General features: G+C 68.6%; 10 protein-coding genes. 5 read left to right on the forward strand and 5 right to left on the reverse strand.

Annotated elements, in window-relative coordinates; genetic code table 11:
* Nucleotides 1–4: 4 nt before the first annotated feature.
* On the forward strand, nt 5–958 hold the full coding sequence (locus E6J58_09815) for a peptidylprolyl isomerase (protein ID TMB38120.1): 954 nt from the start codon (nt 5–7) through the stop codon (nt 956–958).
* A 21-nt stretch (nt 959–979) separates the two neighbouring features.
* Here the strand turns inward: E6J58_09815 and E6J58_09820 are convergent, their stop codons facing one another.
* From E6J58_09820 to E6J58_09835, 4 genes are read right to left on the reverse strand one after another with little or no spacing between them, the layout of a single operon-like run.
* Nucleotides 980–1,927, reverse strand: coding sequence for a hypothetical protein (locus E6J58_09820; GenBank protein TMB38121.1), 948 nt, complete (start codon nt 1,925–1,927; stop codon nt 980–982).
* A 23-nt stretch (nt 1,928–1,950) separates the two neighbouring features.
* Nucleotides 1,951–2,520: a hypothetical protein gene (locus E6J58_09825; protein ID TMB38122.1), complete on the reverse strand. Its 570-nt coding sequence runs from the start codon at nt 2,518–2,520 to the stop codon at nt 1,951–1,953.
* Nucleotides 2,521–2,566: 46 nt separating this feature from the next.
* Nucleotides 2,567–3,646: a hypothetical protein gene (locus E6J58_09830; protein ID TMB38123.1), complete on the reverse strand. Its 1,080-nt coding sequence runs from the start codon at nt 3,644–3,646 to the stop codon at nt 2,567–2,569.
* The gene (locus tag E6J58_09835; protein ID TMB38124.1) at nt 3,636–4,616 is read right to left on the reverse strand and encodes a tetratricopeptide repeat protein; all 981 of its coding nucleotides are present in this window, start codon (nt 4,614–4,616) and stop codon (nt 3,636–3,638) included. Before E6J58_09835 ends, E6J58_09830 begins: the two co-directional genes overlap by 11 nt.
* A 160-nt stretch (nt 4,617–4,776) precedes the next feature.
* Here E6J58_09835 and E6J58_09840 point away from each other — a divergent pair, with 160 nt between their 5' ends.
* Complete coding sequence (locus tag E6J58_09840) at nt 4,777–5,847, forward strand: hypothetical protein (GenBank protein TMB38125.1); 1,071 nt, start codon at nt 4,777–4,779, stop codon at nt 5,845–5,847.
* Nucleotides 5,848–5,949: 102 nt separating this feature from the next.
* Entirely contained in the window at nt 5,950–9,729 is a 3,780-nt protein-coding gene (locus E6J58_09845; protein TMB38126.1) for a hypothetical protein, read from the forward strand.
* A 12-nt stretch (nt 9,730–9,741) separates the two neighbouring features.
* Here the strand turns inward: E6J58_09845 and ychF are convergent, their stop codons facing one another.
* Nucleotides 9,742–10,851 (reverse strand): redox-regulated ATPase YchF, encoded by a 1,110-nt coding sequence (gene ychF, locus E6J58_09850; protein TMB38127.1) that lies wholly within the window; start codon nt 10,849–10,851, stop codon nt 9,742–9,744.
* 56 nt (nt 10,852–10,907) lie between these two features.
* Between ychF and E6J58_09855 the strand changes: the two genes are divergently transcribed.
* Entirely contained in the window at nt 10,908–13,262 is a 2,355-nt protein-coding gene (locus E6J58_09855; protein TMB38128.1) for a phosphoketolase family protein, read from the forward strand.
* Nucleotides 13,250–14,263 (forward strand): acetate kinase, encoded by a 1,014-nt coding sequence (locus tag E6J58_09860; protein ID TMB38160.1) that lies wholly within the window; start codon nt 13,250–13,252, stop codon nt 14,261–14,263. Before E6J58_09855 ends, E6J58_09860 begins: the two co-directional genes overlap by 13 nt.
* Nucleotides 14,264–14,304 lie beyond the last annotated feature (41 nt).

Below are 14,304 nucleotides of genomic sequence, written 5' to 3' on the forward strand. Positions count from 1 at the left end.
GATTATGGTCCGCCCCATGCTGCGTTTCTCGTTGGTGCTGACCCTCCTGCCGCTTGCGGCGCTTGCCGAGATCAAGGACCGGATTGCGGCCGTGGTGAATGGCCTGCCCATCACGCTTTCCGAAGTGGAGGAACGCGTCGCACCCGAACTGGCGCGCGTCCCTTCCGGTCCGGCCGGAGCGGCGCAGCGCAAGGACATCCTCAAGCATGCCCTGGGGCAGCTGATCGACGAGCAGCTCGTGGCGAGCGAAGCGAGCGCGCTGGGCATCGACGTGACCGAGGACGAGCTTCAGCGCCTCGTGGAACAGCTCGCGAAAGAGAACCGCCTCGACATGTCCCAGTTCCGCCAGGCGCTCGCGCAGCAGGGGCTCAGCCTCGAGACGGTGCGCGAGTCGCTCAAGCGCCAGCAGCTCACGGTGCGGCTCCTCCAGTACAAGGTGAAGCCACGCCGCGTGAGCGACGAGGAAGTGCAGGCGGCCTATGCCACGATGAACCGGAACGCGGAATACGAAGTGCGCGCCCGCGACATCTTCATCTCCGCGCCGGACGGGGCGAGCGCGACGCAGCAGAGCGCAGCGAGGGCCAAGGCCGATGCGGCCCTGCGCCGGATCCGCGAAGGAGAGAGCTTCGCCAAGGTCGCTCGCGACGTGTCCGACGGTCCCACCGCGCGCGAGGGCGGCGATCTGGGGTACTTCCGCCGCGGGCAGATGCTCCCGCAGCTGGAGCAGGCCGCTTTCGCACTGCAGCCGGGGGAGACCTCTGGGCTGATCCGCGTCGTCGGAGCGCGCGGGGGCTATCACCTCGTGACCGTCGAGGACCGCCGGCAGCTCGCGGCGCGCCCGCTCGCGGAAGTCCAGGAGGAGATCCGCAACCGCCTGACTGCGGAATCGGTGATGAAAGAGCGCGAGCACTATCTCTCGCAGCTTCGAAAGACGGCGCAGCTCGACGAGAAGCTCTAGCTTTGGGCTGTACAGGTTCGTTCAACGAGCGGGATCCGTCGGCGCGTTTCCTCTGCTGTCGAGGGCGGGCGCGAGGTCCTGGTTCTCCACGGGTCTGACCGACCCCTTCGTGGATTGCACGTCGATGGAGGCGAGCGCCCAGACGGCGCCAGGCGGATCGCCCGGACGGGATCCGTCGCGGTCGATCCAGGTCGCCTCCAGCTTCGCGTTCTTGCGCACCAGGTCGCGAAATGCCGCGTCGGGATCGTCGACGGTCTGCGCGAATTGATCGACGGTGAGACCGGAGCCGTTCTCCACCAGGAGCGTGTACGCCTGGACGTGCGCGCGCAGCGAGGCAGCGAGATTGTCGATCGCGTCTTCGCCCGCATACTTCTTCGCGTCATCCGCATGGTACGTGGGCCCGGAGTACCCGGTCGCGTACAGCTTCGCCTTCGCGACGGGAAGCCGATCGAGCCACGCTGGCCCGTTCCTTGCCGTCGTCGAGCCGCCGACCTGCGCCTCGGCGGCACTCTTTCCGCGCACGGAGTCGACCTCCAGGGTCGCCAGCGCCCAGACGCCGCCGGGCTCGCTGCGCTCGCCGTTCTCGTCGGTCCAGGTCGCCTCGATGCGAGAATTCTGCAGCACGACGTCTGCAGCTTCCTTGCTGATGGTGGCGCCCTGGTTTGCGCTCGCGGTGGCCCGGTCCAGTCCCAACACCTCGACGTGCGAGGCGAGGGCAAGAGCGAGCTTGCCCCGCGCGTCATCCGCCGCAGCGTTGATGGCGTCCTGTGGCCAGAAGCTCGCCTGCGCGTACCCGACCGCGACCAGCTTGCCGTTGCCGCTCTCCGGAACCTTTTCCACCCACGGCGGAACGGCGACGCCTTCCTTCCACGGCTTGCCCCAGCGATTCAGCTTCGGAGACGGCTCGACGCGCTTCTGCGCACCCGCGCAGGCGGTGCAGGCAAGTACAGCCCCAAGCCATAGCCGCAAAGCCACCCCAGAGACGGCAGCGGCTAGCGGACTCTCTTCGCTTCCTCGGCCGAAAGCTCGTCGAACGCCTTGTCGGCATTGGCGCGGACGGTGTCGCGCACCTTGGCATTCAGCTCCTTCATCTTGTCCATGTTGTTCTTGAAGGAGTCCATGTCCAGCGCAGCGAGAGCGTATTCGGTGCCGTCGGTATCCACCCAGTGATCGATGATCTGCACGCCGGAGAGCTCCATCTGCGAATAGGTCTTGAGGGCCTGCTGGACGTGCTGCTCTTCCGTCGACTGGCTCATGTCGCCGGCCGTGGTCGACGCCATGTAGTCCTTGTTCAGCACCGAGACGTAGGTGTCGAGGATCTTCGAGATCTCCGCCCGCCCCCGCGAGTCGGAGGTCGAGCGGCGCATGGCGGCGTTGCGGATTCCACTGGCGATGCCGACGCCATAGAAGACCTTGCCCTTGTCACCGCCGAACGCGCCCGTACCACGATTCACCCAGTCCGGGCCGTTGGCATGCAGCACCTGATTCGACATCTCCGGCGGCTTGCTGCCGCCGCACGCGGCGAGCGCCGCCACCATCGCGAACCCCAGAATCTTCTTCACTGTCGTTCCTCCATGTTTGCGGCGGCCTTGCCGACGCGCATCCGGTTCAGAGTCCCGCGTTCTCCTTCGCCACGAGCGCCGCCGCGAGATCGCTTCCCGCGCCGAGACCTGCCTCGCTCGCCGCTGCCTGCTGCGCCGCCTCTGGGGTCCGGCCCACCCCTTTGGCCTGCTTCTGCGTAGAGGCGACCACCGCCCCGCTCCGCGCATCCAAAGCCCGGACATCCAGAGCGGCGGTGGCGGCCACCTGAGCAAACACCCTGCCGCCCGGCGTGGTAGTCGCGTGGACCACGATCACCCACGGCATACCCTGCGCCTTTGCCTGAGCCAAAGCGGTATTTTCGCTGGCCTCGCCCTGCGTCTGGGCGGTGAAGCCTTGCCTGGAGAGGGCCTGCGTCACCGCTCCGGCTACCCAATCCGGCGCTACGACGATGGCCCTACGCGCCTTGCTCTGCGTCGCGTTCGCCGCGTCCTGCGCCTTCTGCAGCAGCGCGGCCGCGGTGGCGAGCTCGCGATCTCCGGTGGGGGTATTCCCGGCGACCTCCCTGGCCTTGGCCACGGCATCGCGGTAGCGGACGAGCGCGGCGATCACGTCGCCCTGCCTCTCCTGATCGCGTCCCTCGCGGTAGCGGGCCGCCGCGGCCGCAGCGGTTTGCTGGGCCTGCTGCGCCTGTCGCTGGCGCTCCTTGTCCACTTCGGCGCGAGGGAGCTTGAGGAGCACCCAGACGTCGTACCTGTCGACGGTCCCCGCACCCACCTCGCGCGAGATCCTCTCGTAGTAGACGTCGGCCAGCTCGGCGGACCGGAGCATGGCATTGGCGCGGCTCCTCACCGTGTCCTTCGCCTTGTTTTCCGCCTCCTCGGTGCTCATGACGTCGTGGTGCTCGGCGCTGATCTCCACGCCGATGTACTGCGCCGCCTGGCTCCGCGCCGACTCGATCGCGCTCGCCTTGCCCTCTTCGAGCGAGGCCGCGCCCTCCTTCGCTCCCGAGAAGTACAGCGAATCCCCAGAGGCAGGAACCTTTGCGAGCCAGACCGGCGGCTTCGGCGAGGAGCTGGTCTTCACCGCCGGTTTCTCGCCTCCGCACGCGGCGGCGAGGACGGCGAGCGCAAGGACCCTACTGCGCACCGGTGGCCTCCGGCGCCGCGGTCTGCTCGGCGAGCTTCTTCGCGTCGGCCTGGAGCCGGTGGATGTTGTCGATCTCGCCGAGCATGTCCTTCTCGTTGGAGAGCGAGTAAGCCTTGTTCACCATCGCCTCGGCCTTGTCGTATTCGCCGGCGTACTCATAGGCGAGGCCCAGGTTCCAATAGCACTTCGCGACCTGTCCCGCCTTCAGCTTGACGTTCTTCTCCGCAATCTGCGCCGCGTCGTTGAACGTGCTCTGCGCCTTCTTCCAGTCGCCGCGCTCCGCCCAGCCGATGCCTCCCTCCAGCTGAGGGATGTCGGAGTCCTTCTGGAAGTTGGCGTACATGAATTCCTGGTGCGGAACGATGGCCTTCATGAACCGCTCCACCACGGCGCGCCGCGCCGCGTTCTCGAGCGGCATGCGGTCGATGGGCTCGGGCCGGCGATCGAGTGCGCGGTTGGTGTCGTCGCGCCGCTCCTCGTAGGTCTTGGCGACGATCAGGCGACCCGTGGCCACGTCGACGATCTTGAACGTGGCGCGGACGTATGACTCGCCCTTGAGCGAGTACCAGACGTGCCAGACCTTCTTGTCGTCCTGGTAGCGCGTCTCGTTGGGCTGCTCCCGGTAGCTGTTCTGCACGTCTCCGAAGATCAGCGCCCCGGCCGTCACCACCTTGCCGAGCTTCGCGGCCGCCCTCGGATCGGCCAGATCGGTGGAGGAGAGCTGCAGCTCGCGCATCAGTTGCGCGATGTGCTGCCGGTCGACCACGGTGAAGCGGTTCGTGTTGACCAGCGCCTCCTCGAGCGAATCCGTCATCGGCCGGTTGCCCACGCCCGTCATGTCCCCGACCGCGACGTTCTGGTACGGAGCCATGTTGATCTCCGCCGGCCTCATCACCGGAACGCGGACCGCGACGCTTCCACAGGCGCAAAGAAGCCCTGCACTGAGCAGGCCGAGAACGAGGTTCTTCATCGTCGGTTTCCCCGAGGTACTAGAGCCAGTTGCGCGATCCGATGGCGTAGCACTCGCTTCCCGGTAGGGTCAAATTCCCGGTCGCAATTCTGGACGGTGGCCATCCGCGGCGATTAGCGTGTCCCCGGAACCGAAAAACCAGCCTTCCGCGGGACGGGTCATGCGCAATTTCCTTACCTTCGCGCTCTTCGCAGTGCCTGCTGTTGCCTTCGCGCAAGCGCAAGGCGCGCCGACGGTCGCCATCGCCGAGGTGACCGCGCGCGGCAACGCGGACGCCGACATGGCGTCGGAGGTGAACGACGCGCTCACCGACCAGCTCGTCTCGGACGGCCGGTTCCGGGTGGTCGAGCGGCAGCAGATCGCGAAGGTGATGAAGGAGCAGATGCTGGCGCAATCCGGCGTCATGAGCGACGAGGTGCAGATCAAGGTCGCCCAGCTCGTCGGCGCGCGGTTCATCGTGCTCGGGAGCGTGGGGACCAAGGGGCGCAGCTACGCGCTGTCGCTGCGGGCACTCGACTCCACCAGCGCGCAGGTGGCGTTCTCGGAGACGCTGAAGGTGGGCACGGAAGAACAGATCGAGGCTGGCTCGAAGCAGCTGGCGCGCAAGCTCGCGGACAAGCTGGTGGGGCCGTCCGCGGGCGGTTCGGCGCAGTCGGCGGCCTCGGCCGAGGTGCTCGGCGATTTCGACGCCGCCCAGGTGAAGGACGGAGCGCAGGCGGTGGCGCGCTCGCTGGCGTTGCGGTTTCCCAAGCTGACGGGAAGGATCGTGAACGCGCTGCCGAACGGAACCGCCTCCTGCTCCTTCGAATCCGGCGAGCCGTTCAAGGGCGAATTCTTCGAGGTGTCCGGCCGCGACGACGTGACCGAGCAGGACTCGCGCAAGGGATACTTCCTTCTCGGCAGCTGGTCACGGAACGGCTGCAGCGGCCGCGTCAAGCGCGAACCGGGCGGGATCATCGAGGACGGCGATACCCTCACTTCCTTGCCCGTCAAGATCGGCGTCGAAGCGCTGCAGCCCGGTCCCGGAACGCCACCGGAGCTTGCATCGCTCGTGGCGACCGAGCTCCGCGCCGCCCTGGACTCGTTCCCGCAGTTCCAGATCGCCCCCGATCCCCAACTCACTGCCACGGGCCGCGTCTCCGGCCCTCGCGGCCGCCGCAGCATCGAGGTGCAGGTCATCGACAAGTCCGGCACCGTCATCCAGAAAGTGAATGTCCCCACCTCGTTCTGACGGGCAACGCTGTACGAAGCGCATCACCGCGGAATCGTGAGCGAAATTCCGCTGTGCTGGCGCGGCGCCGTTACCGGCGTCACGCGATCGCACAGTGCGTGAATGTGCTCGCTTGTAGGAGCCCGGGGTACGCGGCGTACACTCCCGCCACTTCCAGGGACGGCCATCCCCGCATCAGGGGCTGCGCCGGGGGGAGCGGAGTTCGACATGACCATCATCCGGGATCATTCCTACCTCTTCGTGTGCCTCGCTGCCGCATGCGGCGGCGCTCTCGATTCCTCGCTCGTGGAGCGCGATCGCGCGCTCACGGCCGCGACCGCCGATTCTCCAGGGCAGGGAGAGATCGTCTGCAACAACAAGGTGGTCTTCTTCGGCCGCAGCGGCGCTCCGTCGGGCAGCGTCATCACCGCCGCTACGTTCGATTCCGGGATGGTACGACGCACGTGCACGGCCACGGTGGCGAAGGATCAGACCTGGTCCTGCGCGCAGACGCTTGGGGATGGGGGCTACACCTGGACCGCGCAGGTGGCCGCGAGCGGTCCGGCCTCGCAGCAGGTCGACTTCGTCGTCAACACGCGCGGCTACCCCGCGCCGACGATCGATCACACGCCGTCGCCGAACAGCGATGCGAAGCCTATCCTCACCGGCACCGTCAGCGCGTCGCTCACCAACAAGAGCTTCCATCTGGAGGTCACCGAGAACGGGAAAGCGATCTGCATCGTCTCGCCGATCAAATCGACGAACTGGGCCTGCGCGCTCGCGGACAAGCTGGGCGATGGGCCGCACGTGCTGAGCGTGGACGTCGACTTCTCCAACGGCGACGAAGCCACTCCTTCGGGAAATGCGAACGCGTTCGTGGTGAAGACGTCGATTTCGAAACCGACGCTGGCTCCGGTGCCCACCCCGACCAGCAGGACCAGCATCCTCTTCTCCGGCACCGGCGAACCTGCCGCGGTGGTGACGCTCGCCCAGAGCACTGGCGCGGGTGTCGCGGCGTCGCAGGGCAGCGCGGTGCTCTGCCAGAGCACCGTTTCCGCCGGAGGTGCGTGGTCGTGCATGCCGCCCTCGCCGCTCGGCGATGGTGCGCACACCGTCTCCGCCACGCAGCAGGACGCTGCGGGGAACGTCAGCGCCGCCGCCACCGCTTCGTTCGTCATCGACACGCACGTGCCGGCGGCGCCCACGCTGCAAGCGCCTGCGACGCCCACGGACAACCCCCGGATCACCTTCGCAGGCTCGGGCGAGGCGGGCGCGCGGGTGTCCGTCATCGACAGCTATTCGCGGCTGCTTTGCTCGGGGGCCGTGAGCGGAGCGGGAGCCTGGAGCTGCGCACCGGCGTCCGCCGTCGCCGACGGCGATTATCTGTTGACCGCGTTCCAGGTGACCCAGGTGGAAAACCGCAGCGGTCCCTCCGCGGCGGTGCCCCTCAGCGTGCGCACGCTGAAGACGCCGGTGTTCGACGCTCCGTCGTCGCCGACGCGCGATGCCTCGCCGCTCCTCACCGGCCATGCCCAGTCGGGATCTCTCGTCTCCGTGTACCTCGGCGAGACAGCGGTCTGTGACAGCAGCGCCGACGCGTCGGGATCCTGGAGCTGCAGGCCTGCGGCCCTCGCCGACGGCCCATACTTGCTGCAGGCGCGCGTCACCGACGCCCAGAGCCATGCCTCCGGACCGAGCGCCGCTCGCGCGCTGGTGGTCGACACGACCGCGCCGGCCGCGCCGGTCCTCGATCAGCCCGCTTCGCCCACTCGCAAGCGCGAGCCCGTGCTCAGCGGCACTGCGGAAGCCGGCTCCGCGGTGACGGTGACGGATGTGACGAGCGGCGGCGAGGTGTGCTCGGCGAACGCGACTGCCGCCGGAACCTTCCGCTGCGCGCCCTCGGCCACCCTGGCGCTCGGCGACCACCACGTGACGGCAAAGGCGGCCGACGCGGCGGGCAACCTCTCGCTGGCGGCAGAGGAAGTCGACTTCACAGTGTCCGACACGATGCCGCCTGCGCCGACCATCGAATCGCCCGCGAACGGCACCGTGCTCGACGAGCGACGGCCCGTGATCTCGGGACGCACCGCGCCGGGAACGCTGGTGGAGATCTCGGTCGACGGCCAGAGCTACGTGGCCCAGGTCACGCCGGGCGGCCTCTGGACGCTGCTGCCGGCCGCGGACCTGGCGGTGGGGAATCACGAGCTCCTCGCCTCCGCGACGGACCCCGAACAGAACGTAAGCGACACTGCGACGAGCCGGTTCTCGATCGCAGAGACGGGTTTTGCCCGTGGAGGGTGCAGCAGCGGCGGCATGCCCACGCCCGTGCTCGCGGTCGCGATGTTGCTCGCCTGGATGCGCAGGCGCCGTCGCGTGTCTCTCGCCTGCGCTCTCGCGATTACGGCCACGCCCCTGCTGGCGCGGGCGCAGGAGATCGACGTCTCCCTCTTCAGGCCCGCTTCCGGCGGCGATGGCTTCGCGGCCGTGGAGGGTGCGCGGCCGCCGTTGGCGGGCGAGCCGCGCCTCGAGCTGCGGACCTGGACGGACTACGCCGTGCATCCGTTGACGTACGTCACCTCGTCGGGCGCGGAGCAGCCGCTGGTCCGGGGGCGGGCCATGGAGTGGCTCGGCGCGCAGGTCCATCTCGTCGGGTCCCTCTCGCTCTCCGCCCAGGTTCCAGTCACGGTCTCGAGCACCGGCAGCCTCTCGCAGCTCTCGTCCTCGTCGGGCGGTTCGTCCCAGCTGTCGTCCGGCTTCGCCGACTTGCGCTTGACTCCGCGGCTTGGCCTGCTGCGACAGGAGTGGGCGGGGATCGATCTCGCCGCGCAGATGTCGTTCGAGCTGCCCACGGCGCACGCGCAGAGCTACTCCGGTGACGGCCGGGTCCGGGTGGAAGGCCTGGTCGCCGCAGGGCGAAGGCTCGCCGCGGTGCCGGCCGGCGATCTCGATCTGCTCGCCAACGCATACGTGCGCGTGCGGCCGGCGCGGGAGTTCCTCGATGTGAAGTCCGGCAGCGAGGCGGGTCTGCGGGCAGGCGTCGGGTACGGGATCGCCGCGGCACGCGCGTGGATCCCTCGACGTCTCTATGTCGAGCTGGAGGGGCGGTCCTTCCTCCGTGCGGGATTCGCGCCGGGCTCCGCGCCTGCCGAGTGGCGCGTCGGCGGCACCCTCTGTCCCGTCGGACACCTCGCCGTCGACGTCGCGGGCGGCGGCGCGTTGACCGACGGCGTCGGAGCGCCGCGCGCGCGGTTCCTCCTCGGATTCGGATTCTCTCCCACGGCGTGCGCGCGGACCTATCCGACCGCGCAGCCTTTGATGGCCGCCGCGCCGGCGCCCGCTCCCGCGCCGCGTCCGCGCACCGTCGCGGAAGCTCTGCCGCTGCCTCCGAAGCCCGCGGTCGTCGACAGCGACGGCGACGGGATTCCCGACGCCGAAGACAACTGTCCGGATCAGCCGGGTACCGTCGAGAACCACGGCTGTCCCCAGGGCATCCCCCAGCGCGTGGTCGTCTCGGCCACCACCCTCGAGATCCTCGATCAGGTGCACTTCGCAACCGGCGAGGCGCGCATCCAGAAGCAGTCGTACTGGCTGCTCGACCAGGTGGCCGCCGTCCTCAGGACGCACCCGGACCTGCTCCTGGTCCAGGTCGAGGGGCACACCGACGACCGCGGAGCTTCCTCGTTCAACATCCTGCTCTCGCACGCGCGAGCCACGGCGGTCGCCGACTACCTCGTCTCCAGGGGTGTCGACCGCGAGCGGCTCGTCGCGCGTGGGTTCGGTCCGACGCGTCCCGTGGGCAGCAATGCCACTGCGGAAGGTCGGGCGGCAAACCGCCGTGTCGCCTTCACGGTGGTGAAGACGCGCGCGCGGGTGATCGAGGCCGAGCGGCCCCCGGACTCCTGAAGGCCGCGCGCCTCAGACGTTGAAGAGGAAGTGGATGACGTCGCCGTCCTGGACGACGTAGTCCTTCCCTTCGACGCGCATCGCGCCCCGGCTCTTCGCCGCAGCCTCCGAGCCGTAGCGCAGCAGCTCGTCCCAGCGGATCACCTCCGCCTTGATGAAGCCGCGCTCGAAATCGGTATGGATCACGCCTGCTGCTTGCGGCGCACGGATCCCCTTGCGGATCACCCAGGCGCGGCACTCGTCCTCGCCCACGGTGAAGAAGCTCTGGAGCCCGAGCAGCACGAACCCTTCGCGCAGCAGCCGGTTCAGGCCCGGCTCCGTAAGGCCGATGTGAGCCAGATACTCGGCCCGCTCGGCCGGGGGAAGTTGTTGGATCTCGGCCTCCACCTTGCTGCAGATGGCCACTGTCCGCGCTCCCTCCGCTTCGGCGAGCTTGCGGACTCTGGCGACCAGCGGGTCCGAATCGAGCCGGGCGAGCTGTGACTCGTCCACGTTGGCCACATGGAGCACCGGCTTCGAGGTGAGCAGGAACAGCTCGCGCGCCCGCGGCTTCTCGTCGTCGCCGAGCGCGACGCTGCGGGCCGGCCGGCCCGCCTCCAGCGCTGTTTTCAGCTTCTCGTAGACGGCGAGATCCGCCTTCGCTTCCTCGCCAGGCTTGCCCGGCGCCTTCGCGTCCTTGAGCCGGCGCTCGCGCTTCTTCTCCAGCGACTCGAGATCCTTGAGCTGCAGCTCGGTGTCGACCACTTCCTTGTCGCGCAGCGGGTCCACCGTCCCGTCGACGTGCACCACGTCCGGATCCTCGAAGCAGCGCAGCACGTGCGCGACCGCGTCCACCTCGCGGATGTTGGCGAGGAACTGGTTGCCGAGCCCCTCGCCTTTCGAGGCGCCGCGCACCAGCCCGGCGATGTCCAGGAACTCGAGGGCGGCGTGGGTGGTCTTCTTCGGTTTGTACAGGGTGGCGAGCCGGTCGACGCGATCGTCGGGAACCGGGACCACTCCGACGTTCGGGTCCTTGGTCGCGAACGGATAGTTCGCGGCGAGCACGGAAGCGCCCGAGAGCGCGTTGAACAGCGTGCTCTTGCCCACGTTGGGCAGACCGACGATGCCGATGGAAAGACCCATGGGGCGTGCGATCTACACCAAAGAGGTACAGGATCGCCCGACCATATGGAGGAACGATGCCTCATACCCTGACCGCGGACGAGCTCAGCCTTCTCGACGCCTGGTGGCGCGCGGCGAACTACCTCACCGTGGGGCAGATCTATCTGCAGGCGAATCCGCTCCTGCGCGAGCCTCTGCGGCCGGAACACATCAAGCCGCGGCTGCTCGGGCATTGGGGCACGTCGCCAGGCCTGTCGCTCCTGTACGCGCACCTGAACCGGTTGATCCGCAAGCGGAACATCGACGCGATCTTCCTCGCCGGACCGGGACACGGCGGGCCGTCGCTGATCGCCAACGTCTGGCTCGAGGGGACCTGGAGCGAGATCTATCCCGAGGTCCCGCGCGACGGCGAGGGCATGCGGCGGCTCTTTCGCCAGTTCTCCACGCCCTACGGCGTCCCCAGCCACGTGAGCCCGCCGGTTCCCGGATCCATCCACGAAGGCGGCGAGCTCGGTTACGTGCTCACCCACGCCTTCGGAGCTGCGTTCGACAACCCGGACCTGCTGGTCGTCGCCGTCGTCGGTGACGGCGAGGCGGAAACGGCGCCGCTGGAGGGATCCTGGAAGGGGGTCAGCTTCCTGCAGCCGGCGCGAGACGGAGCCGTTCTTCCGGTGCTGCACCTCAACGGCTACAAGATCGCGAACCCGACGGTGCTCGCGCGCAAAGACGACGAGGAGGTCGCCTCGCTGTTGCGCGGCCATGGCTACGAGCCGTTCGTCGTCGCCGGGAACGATCCACCCCGCGTCCATGCCGCGTTGGCGGAGACGCTGGATGCCTGCCACGACCGAATCCGCGAGATTCAGCAGCGCGCCCGCGGCGGCTCCTCCGGGCGTCCGCGTTGGCCGATGATCGTGCTCCGCACGCCCAAGGGGTGGACCGGACCGCAGACCGTCGACGGCGTCCAGGTCGAGGGCACGTTCCGCGCGCACCAGGTCCCGATCGCGCAGGTGCGGGAGAATCCCGATCACTTGCGCCGCCTCGAGGCCTGGATGAAGTCCTACAAGCCTGGGGAGCTGTTCGACGATGCGGGCGCTCCCAGGGATTTCCTCGCGGCGCTGGCGCCCCGCGGGCAGAAGCGGATGAGCGCCAGCCCGCACGCGAACGGAGGCCGCGTCCTGGTGCCCCTCGACCTGCCGGACTACACCGGTTACGCCGTCGAGGTGAAGGCACCGGCGACGCAGCTCCACGAGTCCGTCCGCCAGCTCGGCGTGATGCTGCGCGACGTCTTCGTCCGGAACCAACGGCAGCAGAACTTCCGCCTCTTCTGCCCCGACGAGCTCAACTCCAACCGGCTGGGAGCAGTCCTGGAGGCTACGGACCGCTGCTGGGTAGAGAAGCGCCTGGATGGCGATGACCATCTGGCGCCCGATGGCCGCGTGCTGGAGGTGCTCTCGGAGCACAACTGCGAGGGTTGGCTGGAAGGTTATCTATTGACGGGCCGACACGGGCTCTTCTGCACGTACGAGGCCTTCGCCATGGTGGTCGCTTCGATGACCACGCAGCATGCGAAGTGGCTGGAGATGTGCCGGGACCTTCTCTGGCGCGCTCCCGTCGCTTCCCTGAACGTGCTGCTCACCTCGACGTGCTGGCGCAACGACCACAACGGCTTCTCCCACCAAGGGCCGGGGTTCATCGACACGCTGATCTCGAAACAGGGAGAGGTGGCGCGCGTGTACTTGCCCGCGGACGCGAACTGCCTGCTCTCCGTCGCCGATCACTGCCTGCGCAGCCGCAACTACGTGAACCTGATCGTCATCGACAAGCAGCCGCAGCTGCAGTGGCTCTCGATGGACCAGGCGCGCGCGCACTGCGCCCGCGGCGCCGGCATCTGGGACTGGGCGTCGAACGGTGGCGACGAACCCGACGTGGTGCTCGGCTGCGCCGGCGACATCCCGACGCTCGAAACCGTCGCGGCAGCGCATTGGCTGCGGCAGCGCGCGAAGGAGCTGCGCGTGCGCGTGGTCAACGTCGTCGATCTCTTCGCCATCGCGGATCCGCAGGAACACCCGCACGGGATGCCGGGGGATCAGTTCGTTGACCTGTTCACGCGCGACACGGACGTCGTCTTCGCCTTCCACGGCTACCCGAACGTGCTGCACGCGCTGTTGCACGGCCGCCAGAACGCGCGGCGGTTCCACGTCCGCGGCTACAACGAGGAAGGGACCACCACCACCCCGTTCGACATGGTGGTGCTGAACCGGATGTCCCGCTTCCATCTGGTCATCGAGGCGCTGCGCCGGGCGCGGCGGCCGCCGGAGAACGCGGACCAGCTGATCGACGATTGCGAGGGCTCGCTCCGGAGCCACACCGCGTACGTGAAGGAGCACCTCGAGGACATGCCGGAGGTCCGCGACTGGACCTGGACGCCGTGATCCTCGCGCTCAATTGCGGATCGTCCTCGCTGAAGTACGCGGCGTTCGAAGGGGAGCGGCGCACCGCGGGCGGGGCCGTCACCGGCATCGGCGTCGAAGGGGGCCACGCCACGCACGCGGAGGCGGTGCACGCCGCCCTCGATGGCTTGCGGCCACCGGATGCCGTCGGCCACCGGTTCGTGCACGGCGGTCCGAAGCTGCTGGAGCCGGTGCGCATCGATGACGTCGTCCTGAAGGTGCTGCGCGAGGCCGTGCCTTTCGCGCCGCTGCATCTCCCGCCCGCGCTGTCTGCGGTCGAAGCGGTCGCCCGCCGCTACCCACATGTCGTGCAGGTCGCCTGCTTCGACACCTCGTTCCATCGCTCGCTGCCCGAAGTGGCGCGGCGCTTTCCCCTGCCGGCCACCGTGGACGCGCTCGGGGTGCGGCGCTACGGCTTCCACGGCCTCTCGTACGAATGGGCGACGTCCGAGCTGCGCCTGCCGGGTCGAGTGGTCGTCGCGCATCTGGGGAACGGGGCTTCGATGTGCGCGGTCAAGGACGGCGTCTCCATCGACACGACGATGGGCCTGACCCCGGCCGGAGGATTCATGATGGGGACGCGCTCCGGCGACCTGGATCCGGGAGTCATCGTCTTCCTGCTCGAAACGATGTCCCGCGAGAAGATCGGCCGCCTCGTCGACCACGAGTCCGGCCTGTTGGGCGTCTCGGGCACGACGGCGGACATGAAGACGCTGCTCGCCTCGGAAGATCCCTGGGCCCGGCTGGCCGTGGAGATGTTCTGCTACCAGGCGCGCAAGTCGGTGGGCGCCCTGACCGCGGCGCTTGGCGGTCTCGACGCGCTCGTGTTCACCGGCGGCATCGGAGAGCACGCCGCGGAGATCCGGGACCGCATCCGTGGCGGTCTCGCGCACCTGGGCAGCTTCGTCGTCCACGTCATCGCAGCGGACGAGGAGCGCGTCATCGCCCGCCATGTCCGTCGGCTGCTCGGGGTCGCAGCGTAGAATTGCAATGGCCCGTCCCAGTCCCTGCGCGCAGAGTAGAC

The organism is Deltaproteobacteria bacterium, assembly GCA_005879535.1.
GTDB lineage: Bacteria > Myxococcota > Myxococcia > Myxococcales > 40CM-4-68-19 > 40CM-4-68-19.